23 protein-coding genes, 1 tRNA gene and 1 pseudogene are annotated in these 15,466 nt (G+C 62.6%); 12 read left to right on the forward strand and 13 right to left on the reverse strand.

Annotation, left to right across the window (positions count from 1 at the left end):
- Window positions 1–76 precede the first annotated feature (76 nt).
- Window positions 77–202, forward strand: a complete 126-nt coding sequence (locus N2603_RS23610; RefSeq protein WP_018641805.1) for a hypothetical protein — start codon at window positions 77–79, stop codon at window positions 200–202.
- Here the strand turns inward: N2603_RS23610 and N2603_RS23615 are convergent.
- Window positions 199–396 (reverse strand): hypothetical protein, encoded by a 198-nt coding sequence (locus N2603_RS23615; RefSeq protein WP_018641804.1) that lies wholly within the window; start codon window positions 394–396, stop codon window positions 199–201. The two genes, N2603_RS23610 and N2603_RS23615, sit on opposite strands and share 4 nt — an antisense overlap.
- Before the next feature lie 214 nt (window positions 397–610).
- Between N2603_RS23615 and N2603_RS23620 the strand changes: the two genes are divergently transcribed.
- Complete coding sequence (locus tag N2603_RS23620) at window positions 611–925, forward strand: hypothetical protein (protein ID WP_260384051.1); 315 nt, start codon at window positions 611–613, stop codon at window positions 923–925.
- Window positions 926–1,237: 312 nt separating this feature from the next.
- Here N2603_RS23620 and N2603_RS23625 read toward each other — a convergent pair whose 3' ends face one another.
- From N2603_RS23625 to N2603_RS23635, 3 genes are all read right to left on the reverse strand, one after another.
- Window positions 1,238–1,375, reverse strand: a complete 138-nt coding sequence (locus N2603_RS23625; protein WP_167533099.1) for a hypothetical protein — start codon at window positions 1,373–1,375, stop codon at window positions 1,238–1,240.
- 534 nt (window positions 1,376–1,909) lie between these two features.
- Window positions 1,910–2,206, reverse strand: coding sequence for an HU family DNA-binding protein (locus tag N2603_RS23630; protein ID WP_018323108.1), 297 nt, complete (start codon window positions 2,204–2,206; stop codon window positions 1,910–1,912).
- Window positions 2,207–2,372: 166 nt separating this feature from the next.
- The gene (locus tag N2603_RS23635) at window positions 2,373–3,167 is read right to left on the reverse strand and encodes an AraC family transcriptional regulator (protein WP_260384052.1); all 795 of its coding nucleotides are present in this window, start codon (window positions 3,165–3,167) and stop codon (window positions 2,373–2,375) included.
- Window positions 3,168–3,359: 192 nt separating this feature from the next.
- On the opposite strand from N2603_RS23635, the pseudogene N2603_RS23640 reads away from it, so the two are divergent.
- Window positions 3,360–4,813 (forward strand): annotated as a pseudogene (locus N2603_RS23640) (carboxylesterase/lipase family protein).
- A gap of 7 nt (window positions 4,814–4,820) precedes the next feature.
- Here N2603_RS23640 and N2603_RS23645 read toward each other — a convergent pair.
- Entirely contained in the window at window positions 4,821–5,012 is a 192-nt protein-coding gene (locus N2603_RS23645) for a hypothetical protein (protein WP_018641798.1), read from the reverse strand.
- Between the two features lie 190 nt (window positions 5,013–5,202).
- Here N2603_RS23645 and N2603_RS23650 point away from each other — a divergent pair, with 190 nt between their 5' ends.
- The gene (locus tag N2603_RS23650; RefSeq protein ID WP_018641797.1) at window positions 5,203–5,505 is read left to right on the forward strand and encodes a hypothetical protein; all 303 of its coding nucleotides are present in this window, start codon (window positions 5,203–5,205) and stop codon (window positions 5,503–5,505) included.
- Between the two features lie 77 nt (window positions 5,506–5,582).
- Here the strand turns inward: N2603_RS23650 and N2603_RS23655 are convergent, their stop codons facing one another.
- A complete protein-coding gene (locus tag N2603_RS23655; protein ID WP_018641796.1) occupies window positions 5,583–5,918 on the reverse strand; it encodes a GYD domain-containing protein in 336 nt (111 codons plus the stop codon).
- A gap of 313 nt (window positions 5,919–6,231) precedes the next feature.
- Here N2603_RS23655 and N2603_RS23660 point away from each other — a divergent pair, with 313 nt between their 5' ends.
- Complete coding sequence (locus tag N2603_RS23660; protein WP_260384053.1) at window positions 6,232–6,504, forward strand: hypothetical protein; 273 nt, start codon at window positions 6,232–6,234, stop codon at window positions 6,502–6,504.
- A gap of 169 nt (window positions 6,505–6,673) precedes the next feature.
- Window positions 6,674–7,168 (forward strand): hypothetical protein, encoded by a 495-nt coding sequence (locus N2603_RS23665; RefSeq protein WP_260384054.1) that lies wholly within the window; start codon window positions 6,674–6,676, stop codon window positions 7,166–7,168.
- 282 nt (window positions 7,169–7,450) lie between these two features.
- Here N2603_RS23665 and N2603_RS23670 read toward each other — a convergent pair whose 3' ends face one another.
- The 3 genes from N2603_RS23670 to N2603_RS23680 are packed head-to-tail and all read right to left on the reverse strand — an operon-like array spanning window position 7,451 to window position 8,477.
- The gene (locus tag N2603_RS23670; RefSeq protein WP_260384055.1) at window positions 7,451–7,714 is read right to left on the reverse strand and encodes a hypothetical protein; all 264 of its coding nucleotides are present in this window, start codon (window positions 7,712–7,714) and stop codon (window positions 7,451–7,453) included.
- Window positions 7,714–7,914: a hypothetical protein gene (locus N2603_RS23675; protein WP_260384056.1), complete on the reverse strand. Its 201-nt coding sequence runs from the start codon at window positions 7,912–7,914 to the stop codon at window positions 7,714–7,716. The genes N2603_RS23670 and N2603_RS23675 overlap by 1 nt, the downstream gene beginning before the upstream one ends.
- A 53-nt stretch (window positions 7,915–7,967) precedes the next feature.
- Window positions 7,968–8,477 (reverse strand): site-2 protease family protein, encoded by a 510-nt coding sequence (locus tag N2603_RS23680; protein ID WP_260384057.1) that lies wholly within the window; start codon window positions 8,475–8,477, stop codon window positions 7,968–7,970.
- A gap of 236 nt (window positions 8,478–8,713) precedes the next feature.
- Here N2603_RS23680 and N2603_RS23685 point away from each other — a divergent pair, with 236 nt between their 5' ends.
- Both N2603_RS23685 and N2603_RS23690 read left to right on the forward strand, forming a co-directional pair.
- On the forward strand, window positions 8,714–9,181 hold the full coding sequence (locus tag N2603_RS23685; RefSeq protein ID WP_260384058.1) for a cupin domain-containing protein: 468 nt from the start codon (window positions 8,714–8,716) through the stop codon (window positions 9,179–9,181).
- A 114-nt stretch (window positions 9,182–9,295) separates the two neighbouring features.
- A complete protein-coding gene (locus N2603_RS23690; protein WP_026311809.1) occupies window positions 9,296–9,850 on the forward strand; it encodes a hypothetical protein in 555 nt (184 codons plus the stop codon).
- 484 nt (window positions 9,851–10,334) lie between these two features.
- On the opposite strand, the gene N2603_RS23695 is transcribed toward N2603_RS23690, so the two are convergent.
- Complete coding sequence (locus tag N2603_RS23695) at window positions 10,335–10,949, reverse strand: hypothetical protein (RefSeq protein ID WP_260384059.1); 615 nt, start codon at window positions 10,947–10,949, stop codon at window positions 10,335–10,337.
- A gap of 220 nt (window positions 10,950–11,169) precedes the next feature.
- Here N2603_RS23695 and N2603_RS23700 point away from each other — a divergent pair, with 220 nt between their 5' ends.
- From N2603_RS23700 to N2603_RS23710, 3 genes are all read left to right on the forward strand, one after another.
- Window positions 11,170–11,829 carry an oxidoreductase gene (locus N2603_RS23700; RefSeq protein ID WP_260384060.1) on the forward strand — a complete coding sequence of 220 codons (660 nt, stop codon included), beginning with the start codon at window positions 11,170–11,172 and terminating at the stop codon, window positions 11,827–11,829.
- 136 nt (window positions 11,830–11,965) lie between these two features.
- Window positions 11,966–12,418 (forward strand): VOC family protein, encoded by a 453-nt coding sequence (locus N2603_RS23705; protein WP_018641785.1) that lies wholly within the window; start codon window positions 11,966–11,968, stop codon window positions 12,416–12,418.
- 387 nt (window positions 12,419–12,805) lie between these two features.
- On the forward strand, window positions 12,806–13,444 hold the full coding sequence (locus N2603_RS23710; RefSeq protein WP_260384061.1) for a glutathione S-transferase family protein: 639 nt from the start codon (window positions 12,806–12,808) through the stop codon (window positions 13,442–13,444).
- A gap of 135 nt (window positions 13,445–13,579) precedes the next feature.
- On the opposite strand, the gene N2603_RS23715 is transcribed toward N2603_RS23710, so the two are convergent.
- The 3 genes from N2603_RS23715 to N2603_RS23725 are packed head-to-tail and all read right to left on the reverse strand — an operon-like array spanning window position 13,580 to window position 14,302.
- The gene (locus N2603_RS23715) at window positions 13,580–13,741 is read right to left on the reverse strand and encodes a hypothetical protein (protein ID WP_212336736.1); all 162 of its coding nucleotides are present in this window, start codon (window positions 13,739–13,741) and stop codon (window positions 13,580–13,582) included.
- 5 nt (window positions 13,742–13,746) lie between these two features.
- Entirely contained in the window at window positions 13,747–13,992 is a 246-nt protein-coding gene (locus N2603_RS23720; protein WP_260384062.1) for a porin, read from the reverse strand.
- A 55-nt stretch (window positions 13,993–14,047) separates the two neighbouring features.
- Complete coding sequence (locus N2603_RS23725; RefSeq protein ID WP_018641780.1) at window positions 14,048–14,302, reverse strand: PilZ domain-containing protein; 255 nt, start codon at window positions 14,300–14,302, stop codon at window positions 14,048–14,050.
- Between the two features lie 224 nt (window positions 14,303–14,526).
- Here N2603_RS23725 and N2603_RS23730 point away from each other — a divergent pair.
- Window positions 14,527–14,601 (forward strand) — tRNA-Glu (locus N2603_RS23730).
- Window positions 14,602–15,466 lie beyond the last annotated feature (865 nt).

Below are 15,466 nucleotides of genomic sequence, written 5' to 3' on the forward strand. Positions count from 1 at the left end.
GGGATTTTTCTCGCCCGGGCGGAACAAGCGGCCCTTTCGCACGTTGAGGTTGTCTTCACGAAAAGCGAGGCCCGACATGCCCGCCTGGCTCGAAGTTCTGCTCAACCTGTCCGGCTTCGCCGGCTTCGTGGCGCTTGCGACCCGCGGCGCTTCGTGCGGCGATGCGCAAGCGACCGACCCGAGCCACACCGACGAGCGCTAATTGGCGCGCGGCGCCTGGCCCGCCGTGCGCACCAGCCTGTCGGCCTTGACCGCGAGGCGGATGTCCTCGGCTTGCGGCCGCAGCGAGAAGCTGATCACCACGAAAGCGAGGCAGAACAGCGAGCCGACGATGGCGACCCGCCGGTAGGTGTGCCGATCGCCTTGATAAAAGGACGGTTCTGAAAAAGGCGTCATGACGTCGATCTTGGAAAAGTTGCTTCTTGGCGAAGCCGTTTCTTGCTTGTCTTTCCAAGATACCTACTCCAGTGCGCGGCGATCGCAACGCGATTGGGCTTTTAACCTAACCGAATAGGGTTATCGGCTAGCGCGCAAGCTTTCGTTAGGAATTCGCGCAGGCGCTGTTGCACTGTGGGCTCGTTGGCGATCGACCTGCATTCGCCGTCCGGCTTTGTTCCAGATTCGACTCCACTTCGTTCTCGAAGAACGAATCGGAATCGAAGAAACCGGCGCGGAGCAACTCTTAACAAGAGATGTGGACCGTGCGCGCGAATGGCAAGTCATCGCCACCCGAGCGCGTTCGCTGCGCCAAATGCAGCACCGATGGCGGGTCTCGGCTTTCGCATCGGATTCGGGCAACCGCGACTTGTTCTGCATCCGACTCCATTTCGTTCTCGAAGAACGAATCGGAGTCGAGAAAATCAGCGCGCAGCGTTTCCTAACGATCGATGAAGTTGCGCGGCGCGGCTGCATCGGCGCCAGATGACTTCGGCGGCACGAATGTCGAGACGACCGCGAACACGATCTCGCGGCAGGGTTCGCATCGAAAGCTGTTGGCCGAGCTCGCCGTCATCGGCCTGGCGCATCGCGGGCATGTCATGTTGCGCGAACGCTGGTGCAGAATGATAGTTCCTAAGCGACCGGCGGCGAGCAGGCGGAAACGCAGCGCCACGTCCCGTCACCGGCCTCGCGATCAAAGACTCAACGCACGCGCGCGCCTCGGCGATATCAGATCAAACGCGCGCCATGAGAACGGGACCGCGCCTGACCGATGTCGTCGATGTCGGGCAAACGTCCTTCAGGCCGCTCGCTTGGCCTTGCCCTTCTCGGAAAAGCATTCGAGGATCTGGATGCGGAGCTCTTCCGCGGCGGGGCCTTCGACCTTCCTGAGCTCGTTCCAGAGCCGGATCACTTCGCGCTGTTTTTCGACGGTCATGAGTCACCTCCAGGGTGGCTCACTAGAACAAAAAGAGAACATATAGTCCAGCCCTTCCGCGAGATTTCCGTGCAATTCTTTTGAACCTTCCGGGCGCTGCGGAGACTCATGAAAGCTGGGGATTTCAGCGCCCAGTCAACATCGCAGCGCCGCCTGACGAAGATACTCCGTCACCGCGGCGCTGTTGATTTTTGGATTTTCAACCTTAAGTTTGGGGTATGACTGACGGCCAGGCGCTGAAATCCCATCGCCGTCAGTTTGGAAAGCCCCGCGCGCATCGCGCGGGGTTTTTCTTTTGAGCCGAGCACGATCTCTTCGTCAGACCGTGAACCTTTTGGCAGGCTGGCGCGTCTAACTATTAGAAGCTTCCCCCAGGCTTCCCCCATCAGAAAGCCCCGCTTCCCCCAGGCGGGGTTTTCGCTTTCTATGGACGGCGCGAGGCCGGCCTGCGCTTCAAATCAAAAAGCGAAAGCCCCGTTCCGAATCCATCGGAACGGGGCTTCGGGCACGCAAAGGCAGCGCGCGAGCGCCGGATCAGACGGCGTCCTTGGCCACCTTCAGCGGCGAGGCCTTGACCGACTTGCTCGCCGGCTTGGCCGCAAACTGCATCGGCTCCTTGGTGAAGGGATTGACGCCCATCCGCGCTTCGGTCGCCGGCTTGTTCACGACCGACATCTTCACGAAACCGGGAATAACGAACTCGCCGGACTCGTTGAGCTCCTTGTAGCCGACGGTGGCCATGTACTCGATGACCGACTTCACGTCGTTCTTCGAGAGCTGCGTGCCCTCGGCAATCGCATCGATCAACTGAGTCTTGGTCATCTTCGCCATGTCTGGAATCCTTCTGAATTGGGTGGGCGTGAGCGTTGAGGTCACTCTGCCGGGCACATGACAAAACCGCGCAGCGCGCTTCGTGGTCATGCCGGCGGTCAGGAAGTCACCGGGCTTAGAACCTATCGAGCCCGAAAACGCAAGCCGCAGTTTCACGTGATTCCCGTCACTTTTGCTCGCGGGCGACGCTGTTGATATACGCCGCCGGCGGCTTGCCCAGCGCCTTCCTGAACATCGTGATGAAGGCCGTGACCGATTCATAGCCGAGCGCGGCCGAGACCTGCTGCACGCTCACGCCCGCGGCGAGCTCGCGGATCGCGACGATCAGATGCAGCTGCTGGCGCCAGCGTCCGAAGGTCAGCCCGGTCTCCTTCGCCACGAGACGCGCAAGGCTGCTCTCGCTGAGCGCGAGCTGGCCCGCCCATTGCGCCAGCGTGCGACGGTCTGCGGGATTGTCCGCGAGCGCAGCGGCGATCCGCTTCAACCGCGGCTCGTCGGAGAACGGCAGATGCAGCTGCTGCACCGGCATGCGCGGCAACTCGCCGAGCAGCACGCCGATCAGGCGCTCCCGCCTCGCCTCGTCATGCTGCGCGCCGTCAGACAACTCAATGATCAACTCGCGCAGCAAGGGCGAGATCGAAATGGTGCAGCAGCGGTCCGGCAGATCGACCAGCTCCGGCTCGACATACACGAAGAACAGCCGCGCATTCGCCGTGGCGCGATTGCTGTGCGCCATGCAGCCGGGAATCCAGACCGCGCAATGCGGCGGCACCATCCACAGCCCGTCCGGAACGCGGCAGGTGACGCCGCCGCCGAACGAGACCACGAGCTGCCCCTTGCGATGGCTGTGATCGGGCACCTCGCCTTTCGTGCCGTCCGCATCGACGCGCACGGCAATCACCGGCGCGGACCGGTCGTCCACATCGAGGTCGAGCCAGGGATAACGAAGCGGCTGTCGCATCTTTGACTGTTTTTGACGATCGATTGCGATAATACGCAAATTCATCCAACGGGAAAATCGATAAATCCAGGGTCGCCCCGAACAGGAGATGCGACCGTGCCCGCCCTCACCGTCCCCAAAGCCGCCGACCTGGGCGCGCTCGTTCGCACCCAGGCCGGCCATGTGCGTGGCCGGGAGCGCGACGCAAACGGCGTGCTGGCGTTCAAGGGTATCCGCTACGCCGCCCCGCCGGTTGGGCCGCTGCGCTGGCGCGCACCGCAGCCGCCGTCTCCCTGGCAGGGTGTGCGCGATGCGCTCACCTTCGGCGCGGGATGTCTCTCCCGCTCGAGAATGATCCTCGCCCCGGCCCGCGCAACGAGGACTGCCTCACTCTGAATGTCTGGACCGCTGCGACAGAGGTGGACGAGAAGCGGCCGGTGATGGCCTGGATCCACGGCGGCGGCTTTCAATTCGGCTCCTCGGCCAATCCCGCTACCGATGGCCGCCTATTGGCGGCCAAGGGCGTCGTCGTCGTCAGCTTCAACTATCGCCTCGGTGTCCTCGGCTTCCTCGCCCATCCCGATCTCGATGCGGAAGCGCCATCAGGCAATTACGGCCTGCAGGATCAGCTCGCGGCGCTGCGCTGGGTGAAGGCCAACATCGCGACGTTCGGCGGCGATCCGGACAACGTCACCTTATTCGGCGAATCCGCGGGCGCCATGGCCGTCGGCATCCTGATGGCCTCGCCGCTCGCCCATGGCCTGTTTCACAAGGCCATCGGCCAGAGCGGCGCGTTCTGGGATGGCCGCCATGGGCCGCTGCAAGGTTTCGACGAAGCCCGCGCACGCGGCCTCGCCTTCGCGCGCCGGCAAGCCGACGCATCGATCGCAGCCTTGCGTACCCTGCCCGCCGATCAGTTGATCGCCGCCGCGCCCTGGAGTTTTCAGCGCGACCATGTCACGGCCGCGTTCTCACCGAGCATCGATCGTCATGTGATACCGGATGTGCCCGCGCGACGCTTCCTGCACGGCGAACACGTGCACATCCCGCTGCTGGCCGGCTGGAACGGCGCGGAGGAATTCCCGTTCATGGCGCGATCTCTCCCTGCGCAATCCGCGCAAGCCTTTCGCAGCTCGGCCGAAGCGATGTTCGGCAAGGTCCGTCTTGCGGATTTTCTAAAGCTTTATCCTGCCGACACCGACGCCGAGGCCAAGGCGTCCGCCGCCGCGCTCACGGGCGACATGGTGATCGGTGAGCAATGCTGGCAATGGCTGCGGCTGCATCGCGCAAGCCGCGGCGCGCCGACCTACGGCTACCATTTCAATTACACCTCGCCCTACACGCCGATCGCCTCGCACGTCACCGAGATCCCCTACGTGTTCGGCACGCTGACACCGCAGCAGATCGTCGGTAGCACCACGCCGCCGGCCGAGGCCGACCGGGCGCTGTCGCAGACGATAATGAGCTATTGGGTGAATTTCGCCACCCGCGGCAATCCCAACGGGCCCGGACTGCCGGCCTGGCCCGCCTATGATGCGACCGACATCGTGCAGATCCTGGGCATGACGATCGAGCCCGGCTCCAATCCGCAAGCCGATCGCTTCGCTTTCCTCGGCAGTTTCAGGGAGAACGGCACGCTTCCGATGCGCTGGCGGGAGATCGCATAGACGTTCGTTAGACGCCCTCGCGCACCATCTCGCCGACAGCGCAGCCCAGGATGAGCGACACCGTCACCGGCCATGCCGCCGCCATGGCAACAACGGCGCCAAAGCGGACATCTCTGTTGGGGCGATCGTAGGAATCCATCGCCGCGAAAGCGAACAGGGCGATCAGGGCACCAATCGCGTATTTCTTCTTCCAGCTCATGGGATCAAGACCTTCTGATGCGCGATTGGTCGCGCCGGCCTTCGGGCTGGTTCATCTGCGCCGCCGCCGGCGGAGGGCTCCAGGGAGTCACCTCACCGTGAAACTTGTGATGAGAGGCGCCTTGTTGAGACTTCAGTAACCTAACGCATCCAAGCTTCCATCAGGTATCGTTGCGTTGGAGTATCCCACAGTGCTGGATTTTGACGAGCTGCGTGAACTCGCAGCCGATGTTCGCGTTTTTGTCGATGTCGCCGAGGACAAGGCCGAGGCGCTGAGAGCCGTGATAGCGGCCTATGACGTGGTGCTGGCGATCTTCCCGTCCGCGGAAGGCATGGGCCTGCACGTGATCAAGGGCAAGGAGATCCTGGACCGGATCGCGACATCGCGGACCCATGCGATCTACAGCCACACGGCCATCGCGGTGCCCGATCTCGAGCATGCGAAAGCGCTCAAGTACCTGACGACACCCGTCGCGCAGCGGATGGCCGCGTAGCCTGAGAATGAGTTCGCGAGACCGCCGCTCGATGCGGCGGTCGGCGGCCTCGCATGGTGTGGAGGCAGTTCGAACGATCAGCTGCCGGGCGCGCTGTAGGACGAGCGCAACTTGGCTGCGTTCTGCCGCACCTGCTTGATCTCGTCCTGCGTGAACAGGCGCGTCAGCTTCACGTTCTGCAAGGTGCCCGCGGTGACGGTGAGGCCGGAGATCGCCGGCGCCGCGCTGGGATCAGGGACGTCGAAGATCACGAGAACGCCGGGGCCGTCGGCCGCGACGCTGTACATCGAGACCAGCTTTCCGCCGGCCGCCTCGACCAGCTTCCGCGCCGCTTCCTGACGATCGGTCGTGGGATTTTCCAAAATGGCATTGAGAGCGCGCGGCGTGTATTGACCTGTGAGACAGAAATGCATGTGGGTTACTCCGTTCTGAAATGAAGACGCGCATCGCGACGATGCTGATCGTCGCGACGGTGGATCTGAAATAAATGGAGTACAGCGCCCGCCGTGGGCATAAACGCCGCCAGGTACTGACGAGGTTTCGGCACACCTCGTTGGCGGCTCGCAGGGAACATACCTCAGCGAGCGCGCGCGTGAAAGGCGGTTTCGAGAGCCGCCCCAAAATGGTGTCCACAAACCTCCCGAAGAATTTCTTCCGCCTGAAGGTCCCGTTAGGAACGCGGCCTCCGTATTCCCGTTGGCCAACACAACCAACCAGGAGTTCGAGATGAAGAAGATCCTCGTTGCCGCCGCCGCGCTCGGCCTGATGTGCGGCTCCGCCCTCGCCCAGACCCAGACGGGCCCCGCCCCGCAGTCCGACAACATGCAGAAGCCCGGCATGACCAAGCCGCACAAGGGCTCGACCACCACGGGCACGACCGGCATGAGCCGCGACCGAATGGACAAGAGCGGAATGGTACGGCCCGACGCATCCGGCCAGGGCGGCTCCGGCCCCGGCAGCGACCAGGGCGGCACCAAGACACGCAGCAACATGAAGTAAGCCGGTTTCCTGTACGGCTTGCTTCGCGGCCGCGTCGCTCCCCACAAGGCGGCGCGGCCATTGTCAATTGCGCGCACTGTCACTGCGTCGATCCCATCATGATCACGCCAGGCCCGACTGGCAGAAGGCTCCGGCTGTTGTATGTTCGGATGTTTCTCGCGAGGGGCTGATGAAGATTGCCATTGTTGTTGCCGGCTTGATCGTTGTTGCCATTGCCGCCCTCGTGGCGATCCAGCCGGACTTTCTGAAGCCCGCCTCGCTCGCCAATGTGAAAAAGTCCGACATCCTCGGCTTCTCGCCCGGCATGACGTTCGAGGAGACCAACAAGGTCGTCACGCAACGCCGCTACCGCTGCCGCCAGCTTCGCGACACCTACACCCTCGAATGCGCGGTCGATGGCGCCAAGGTCACCATCGACAGCGACGCAGTTGACGACAGGCATCCGATCTGGCGCGTCCATGCGGAGCTGAACAATCCGGGGGCGCAAGACGCCGCCGTCAAGTCGATCTCCGACCAGTTCAACGCCCAGCCGACCAAAGACGCCCGCGAGGGATGGATATGGACCGTCGGCCGTGGCTTGAGGCTGAGCTACGACGGCGCCGCCTTGACGCTCGTGGACGAGGCCGAGGAGGCCCGGCGCGGCAAGGACGGATCAAGGCGCTAGAGCATGATCCGAAATCCGCCGGGCTATTTCACTCTCGCATGTCCCTGGTCGCGAAGTGACATCCAAACGCCACCAGGGCCAGAGTGAACGATGAGCCGAGCAGGATTCGCAGAGCCAGTTCTGTCCCCTCGCTCACATACCTGACGTCGTGCCGGTGGGCGTAACGCTCGGGATGCGCGGCATCAGGTGCTTGCGGAGAGTTCGTCAGAAGCACAAGCCACGCGACGGTGCCGCAAATCGCTGCAACCCTCGCAACCCAGCCTAACCTCTGAAGCCAGCGCTTCATGCCTCCCTCAGCACCTTTACAGTGCTGAGAATGACGAAAGCACCCAGACCGTAGATGAGCGCATTCACGAGCCACGAAATGGCGATGCCCAGGAAGGTGGGTCCCCCGATCGCCCCCCAGAAGAAATACGCGACGGTGATGCCGGGCCACTCCAGCGAAAGATAAGCAAAGTCCGTCAGCGGCTCGATGGCGAGGAGCACCCCCGAGACGAGCGCCCCGATGGCCAATGCGATGAAGAGGTTTGTCTTCACGGAGGGCATCAAAGACCCAGCAGCCCGGTGATAACAGGAATGAGGAAATAGGCGGCGACCCCGAGCAGGCCGCCCACGACAAAGCGTGCCGCGCGGCCGTGAATCTTCGTGTCCAGCCACGCACAAACGGCCACCAAGGCCTGTCTCAGCCAGCTAACGACGAGGCTTCCGACGAGATCAAACAGGAGTTCTGCAAGGAAAGCGGCCATGGCGTTTAGTCGCCTCACCTCCGGCGGGGTTCAACTGCCGGGGGTTTGACGGTCTATTGTCCAGCAGCTGATTTGCCTCGCCTCGACGAGCGCCACGCGTTCCACATGAGCAGGCCATCGGATTTGTTGCCGTCCTCGAATTGTCGCGGAACGAGATTCCATGCCGCGAGCCCGAAATGGGCGAGTGCGATGGCCCAAAGCATCCTGTCGACCCAATGTGGCTCGCCTGACAGGTAGAACGCGAGACTGGACATGCCGACGAGGAGATTGACGGCTATTCCCCCGGCGGCGAGCACCGCGGTCGTCAACGGGCCGCCGTCATATTCGTCATGCTCGACATAGCCGCTGAATGGGATGGCGTGGACCGCGAACGTGATTGCGCCAATTCGCCACGCGAACAGTCGTCGACCTTCCCCGATGACAACGCCCAGAATTGGAACGCCGGCAATTCGACCAAACAGAAGGTGACCAAGCTCATGCAGCACGACGGCAGAAACTGCCGCCAATGCCATCCGCACCGTCAAGGTTGACGTGAGGCTGATGGCGATCGATTCCCAATTCATGAATCATTCTCAAAAATCGGCCCCATGCGACGCGATGCCAAGACCCTCGATTCAGGCCTTCGTCGCAGCGAACTCCACCCGGGTTCATGATGCCGGCCATCCCGGCCTCCCGTCGGCAAGGCCTCGCAGACGATCACGCATGCGCACCACGCGTCTTGCGCTGGCGGCTGGACGGGCTAGCATCCCCTGCAACCACAGGGCGCACGCAACGGACGCCCGATCAAAGGGAGGTCATCATGACGACCAGCAGCGCCCGGCGCCTTTTGCTGTTGCCCCTCACCTTCGCCGCCACACTGAGCATCGCCTCCGCCGCCGAGCTCAATCCCGCCGCCGTCACCTACAAACTGCCGGACCAGATCCCCTGGGGCCCGGTCGATGCACGCGGCGCGCAGACGGCGGTGGTGGTCGGCGATCCCAGCAAGCCCGGCTTCTACATGGTCTACAACAAGTGGACCAAGGGCAATCACTTCAGCCGCCCCCACTTCCACCCCAACGACCGCTACATCGTGGTGCTGCAAGGCACCTGGTGGGTCGGCTCAGGCCCCAAATTCGACCCCGACAACGGCACCGTGCCGATGCCCGCAGGCAGCTTCGTCACCCACACCGGCAAGCAGGTCCATTGGGACGGCGCCAAGGACGAGGACGCCGTGCTGCTGATCATGGGCGAAGGCCCGGCGACAGCGACAGCGGCGGAGGAGAAGTAGGGCAAGGGTGAACTTGATCCCGATGATTCGCGCCGCCTCGCTCATAGAAATCAGCTACGGGGAGGACCCGCTCTAATCCAAGTGCGACACACGACACCAACCAAGGGGGCTCGCTTGAGCGGCAGTGATCTCGACGCCATACGCAGTCAACTCGATGTCCTACACCTTGCAATGGGAGAATTTCTCACCGCATGCGCTCATCTCGAGAACAACCTTGCGGGTTTACTGCTCGTCTGTGACCGCGACAAAAAAACCATCGAGCAAACTTGGGAGGAGTTCCTGCCGCTCACGTTCGGGCAGCGCTTGAAACTTCTGATCGAGAAATGTGCAGCTGAACCATTCAGCGAAGAGCATCGCACAATCTTGGAGAAGGAGTTCGCACGCCTTAAGGAGTTAGTCCCGCAACGAAACCTGATCGTGCACGGCACGACGTTTCACTTTGGATTCGGAGAAGCACCCGTACAGACCTTTAGAGTTGGATCCCCAAAGAATAATACCAACTTCATGCGGGACTTTATTGACTCGAAGGGTGGCGCTGCACATTCCTTCACCGCGGAAAAGGTCCGGCAGCTCAGCGCGCTTTGCGATGATATCCGGGGTCATATAGCCAAGGTGATGATCGAAGCCCAGATGGAGCGCGCTAAGCTGGAGTCCGATAAGAGCCCTTAGCAGGCTCCAGAAACTTCTTTCATATATGAGGGGTAGAGCATGACGAATGGCGAGCCCGAAGCAGCCAAGTGCCGTGCGACCGCACCAATTCCAAGCGTTTCATAGAGGACCCTTCCGCGGACCTGCCTACAGAACCACCGCGACCCGAGAAATTTGTACTCTTCCCCGACAACGATTTTTCAGTTCGTCTTGAAGGCCCCATACTTGACGCCCCCGACATCGCAGGCTTGGACTCCGGCAATCGACCGTTGGCCATTTTTGGTCAGCTCGTATTTGTCGACGCGTTTCAGAAGCAGTATCAAACCAACTTCCGCGTGCTCTATGGCGACAAGCAGGGAGTGAGACGAACTTTTTGGGAGCCTACCGGCAACAGCTTCGACTAATTTGGAATTGAGGTGACAGTGCACTCAAATCACTCCAGCTGGAATTGGATGTACTGCCACCGTCCCCCCGTTGAGTGCGCAGCGTCGCCGGAACTCCTTCTTTATCCGCCGATCGGTGTCGTTCGAATGCGGAACCAGAGATGCTGATCATCCGGGTTAGGGCCGGCCAATTTCCTATCTGCTACAAGCAATCGCTGGCCTACTGACAGCGATTTACATGTGTACGTCACCTTGCCGTTCAGCATGAAAGGACTATCGAGGGCGCGCTTCGTGCCCAAGGTGTCGTAGTCCAGGATCATAGTCCTGCGCGACTGAATAAGCGTGATCCACGTCCCCGCCTTCACGTCGATAATGGCTGCGCCGTTTTCAGCCTTGATAGATGGTGGATCGAATTTCCCTGTTCGGTCGGTACGTCCGACATATATCCAGGCTGTTTCGCCCGGCAGGCCCAGGCAACGAGTACAAGCATCGCCAGTTTGCGCATAGGCCAGCCCGGAGGCTGCGATTGCGGCTAGCACAGCAATGACCGGCATGTATGGACGCCCGGCGAACACGATCGGCTTTGACAAATCAACGTCGAACAGCCCTGGAATTTTGATCTTGCTTATCGTGCCACCACGCCACGCAACCAATGTAACGAGCGCAATGAATCCGAGTGCAGACGCTCCAATGGCAGGCGAAATCACGCACACCCAATTAAGGACCGAATCCCACAAGACAATTTCTCCTCCCCGGCAATGACTCTACTTTAGAGCATTATCTATGATATTTGCAATCAGCATACGAAGATGACCGTCGCGGTAGTTGTTGCTGATCATGGTCGGAGTATTGCGGTGACAGCACTGTCACCATATTTGTCACCTCAATTCCGCCTTCGGCATCCACTCCCCCGGCCCTCAACAAGCGATCAGGCAATCAACACTAACGGTGGCTTGAATGAAAGCTGCGCTCCTCTTCGGCGCGACCGGTTTCATCGGTTCGCATTTGCTGAGCGACCTCCTGAACAGCCCCTACTATTCGCGGGTCATCGCGGTGGCCCGCAAGCCGCTCGCAGTCAACCATCCGAAGCTCACGGTGCTGATCGGCGATCTCGCTTCGCTCCCCGCGCTGAAGCCGCAGTTGGTCGCGGACGAAGTCTTCATCGCGCTGGGAACGACGCGCAAGCACACACCTGACGAAGCCGAGTATTACAAGATCGATCATGATTATCCGGTGTTGGCGGCAGAGATCGCCAAGGCGAACGGCGCGCGGTCGGTGTTTCTGGTCACGGCTGTCGGCGCCAATGCGGCTTCCTCCGTGTTCTATGTCCGGACCAAGGGTGAGGTGGAGCGGGACATTCTCGCGCTCGATTTCGAGCACACGCATATTTTCCGCCCGTCGATGATCCTCGGCGAGCGCGACGAGGACCGCCCGCGTGAACGTCTCATCATCGCGATATGGGGCGTGCTCAATCCGCTGCTCGTTGGCCCGGCCAACCGGTACCGCGGGCTCACCGGCAACGAGATCGCGCATGCCATCGCAAAGGCCACGCGGCATCAAACGGAGAAGGTCCGGATCTATCATTGGAAAGAGATGTCCGCACTGCTTCGGACGTGACGCGGCCTGAGGCGAACGGACCGCCTTCACGCATTTGCCCCCTCCCCCTGCCCCTCCTCCCCTTTTCCTGCTATCTCCTATCCCCGCCGTCCCGGCCCAAAGCAAAACCCTCCGACTGTCAAAGGGAGCAACAACCATGCGTTATCTCCACACCATGCTGCGCGTGCGCAATCTCGATGTCGCGCTGAAGTTTTACCAGGATGCGCTGGGGTTGAAGGAGGTGCGGCGGATCGAGAACGACAAGGGGCGGTTCACGCTTCTCTTCCTGTGCTCGGCGGACGATCTCGAGGCGCTGAAGAAGCAGCCGCAGACGCGCGGCGCGCCGCTGGTCGAGCTCACCTACAATTGGGATGAGGAGAAGTACGGCGAGGACCGCTTCTTCGGCCATCTCGCCTATGAGGTCGACGACATCTACGCGACCTGCGAGAAGCTGCAGAAGGCCGGCGTCACCATCAATCGCCCGCCGCGCGACGGCAACATGGCCTTCGTCCGCTCGCCGGACCTGCACTCGATCGAGCTGTTGCAGAAGGGCGAGCCGAAGCCGCCGCAGGAGCCGTGGGTTTCGATGCCGAACACCGGCCATTGGTAGGCCGTCTCAGTAGGAACAAGCCCTCGCGGCCTGCGTTCACCCCAAGACAAAGCGATTGGAGGAGAACGCGATGGGACGCGGAATCTTGTTGTGGATGCTGGGCGTGCCGATCCCGGTGATCATCCTGCTGTGGCTGTTCTTCGGCCACTGATTTCAGGCTCAGTTTGCGATAAAGGGCTCCGCCTCGGGCGGAGCTTTTTGCATGAGGGGCTCGGCGCAATCGCCGATGCTGGCACGGCGAAATTCCGCTATCACCCGCGCGGCGGTGGATCGTCGCCCGGATGGAGCGAAGCGCAATCCGGGAGAGTCTGGCCGCGCGAACAGACCCCGGATTGCGCTGCGCTCCATCCGGGCTACGACATCGAAAAGCGCCGCGGGAGAAGCTTCATGCCTGAGACCAAGCTGACGATCTGGGGCCGCGCCAATTCGGTCAACGTGCAGAAGGTGCTGTGGTGCCTCACCGAGCTTGGCCTCGCCTACGAGCGCATCGACGCCGGCATGCAATACGGCAAGACCCGCGAGGCCGAGTATCTCGCGATGAACCCCAATGCGCGGATCCCGACGCTGGTCGAGGGCGACTTCGTGCTGTGGGAGTCGAACGCCATCATGCGCTATCTCTGCCTCGCGCATGGGCGCGGCACGCCGCTCTATCCGGAGGCGCCGAAGAGCCGCACCAGCGTCGACCGCTGGCTCGACTGGACGCTGTCGGCGGTGCAGCCGGTCGACCGCCCGGTGTTCTGGGGCATCGTGCGCACGGCACCCACTGAGCGCGACATGATCCAGGTGCAGCGCGATGCCGATGCCGCCGCCGAGGTCTGGGCGATCGCCGACCGCCTGCTGTCAACGCGCCGCTTCATGGAGGGCGAGCAGTTCACGCTCGCCGATATCGCGATCGGCTCCTACGCGAGGCGCTGGCTCGGCGTCGAGGGCATCAGCCGGCCGGCCCAGCCGAACCTGACGCGCTGGCTCGCCGAGCTCGGCAAACGAAGTGGATTTGCACAGTTCGTCGCACCGCCGATGTCGTGACGCGGCGGCGCGGCTTAATGCGCGACGCGCGCACGGGAAATCGCCCTTTGGCCGCAAACTTTCGCCGTCGCCGTCACGCTTGACGGCTACTGTGCATGGGGTTGTTTTCGCACTTTTTTATTTTGGCGTCCGCAACTAGCGCCGCTCGACCAGCACCACGCAGATGATCAGCAGCAGCGTCACCGCTGCGGTGGCGAGCTTGGCCGTCCAGCTGAGGCCGCGGCCGACCCACCACAGCAGCGCGCAGTACATCAGCACGGGGACGACGATATCGAGCCGCAACAGGTCCGGCGGCATGTGCGTCAGCGCCTGACCGCGGCGTCGACGCTGATCGCGCCGCCGATCTTCACGCAGGTGCCGGTCGCCTCGACCAGATGGAAGCCGGCGCCATACGATGCGCAGGCATTCGCCTTCGCCGTGGTGGATGCGCCCTTCAGCGGCAACGCCTTGCCCGCCCGCGGCGGCTCGGATGCCGGAAGCCGCAGCGCCTCGGCCTTGGCGGCGGAGGCGATGAGCAACGTGATGAGAATGAGGAACGGTGCACGCATGCCGACCTTCTAGCCCGGACGGCTGCCGCGCGCCATCCGGCCGGCCCGGGCGAGGTCAGATGAACCTGACGCCGGCCGACTTGCCGCGGCGCCAGATCACCTGGCAGCTCCGCCCGGTGCGGGCATCGCGCGCAAACGCCATCCGGATTACGCCGGGCAGCTGGCTCGCGTCCTCGTCCATCGTGATCTTCGCGCCGGTGTCGGAGATGTCCTGGACCAGGCAATGCCGTGCCGCGAACCCGCCGTCGAGCGTGATCCAGGCATGCCGCGACAGCAGCTTGCGGGCTGCGCGCTTCTTGGGTTGTGGCATCGGCGAAAACTCTCCTCCTCCAGCGCTAGCTCAGGGAACCCTAAGAAACCGTTGAAATCGCCTCCGAATGATCCCGGGGCGAGGCTATCGACCGGTTCCAAAAGACGTTCCCGAACGGCTTGCCCGCAGCCGCAAAGGCCACTATACGTTCGCCGCTGCAAGCCGCCGGGCCCACTCGGACCGGTCGGCGGCCGTGCCGCCCAAAGCGGCAGGGCTTAGCGTTTGCTCCCTTCGTCTATCGGTTAGGACGCCACCCTTTCACGGTGGAGAGAGCGGTTCGATTCCGCTAGGGAGCGCCACGCGCCAAAACCCCTCCATCACTCCGCCTTGCGAGCGTCTCCTGCGGCCAACCGCCATGGCGGTCCGTGCGCCGTCCGCCCCCGATCACGTCTCCTTACCCCACGTTTCACGGCGGACTTGATTCGCGGTCTGGTTGATGATCGACTATGCGCTATTGAGGGTCGCCAAGCTTGCCTTTAGCTCCTTGTCGTCACCGGCAATGTCGCATCACGCCGTCAGATACTTGTTCTATTTCATTGGGTATGTGTCGATCGCGATCACAGCCGGCGGCAGCGCGCATGCTTCCCAGTTCGAAACGCTGGACTTCCTGAAACCCCGACCCTGCGAGATGAGGCGCTGCGACACCGGCACCACGATCGCGGCGGCTCCGAAGACTGACGCACGGCAACGTCGACGCTATGCCCGGACCGTCACCGCCCATGGCTCGTGCCGACCACCCAAACGGATCCACGCCAAGCCTCCGCCCAGTGGACCGTGCGCCCAGCCGCCGCCGAAATCCGATCCACCCCCCTCGCTATTGATCGTCGTGATCGCGCCGCAGTCCGAGGGCGGGTCGGGCAAGGCTTCCGAGCCCGGCCGAGATGGGCAGGACGGCAAACCTGGTCGCGACGGCAAAGACGGCGCGCCCGGTCGCGACGGCCAACCCGGGCGAGACGGCAAGGACGGTCAACCCGGCCGCGACGGGAAAGACGGCGAGCCTGGTCGAGACGGCAGAGACGGTGCCCCCGGTAGAGCCGGTCGGGACGCTCAACACACCCCGCCCGGTGACAACGGCCAAGACCATCAAAGCGGTCGAGATGGTCACGACGGCAGAGACGGGAAGGACGGTCGGGATGGCAAAGATGGTCTGGACGGCAAGGACGG

This window comes from Bradyrhizobium huanghuaihaiense (genome assembly GCF_025200885.1).
Lineage (GTDB): Bacteria > Pseudomonadota > Alphaproteobacteria > Rhizobiales > Xanthobacteraceae > Bradyrhizobium > Bradyrhizobium huanghuaihaiense.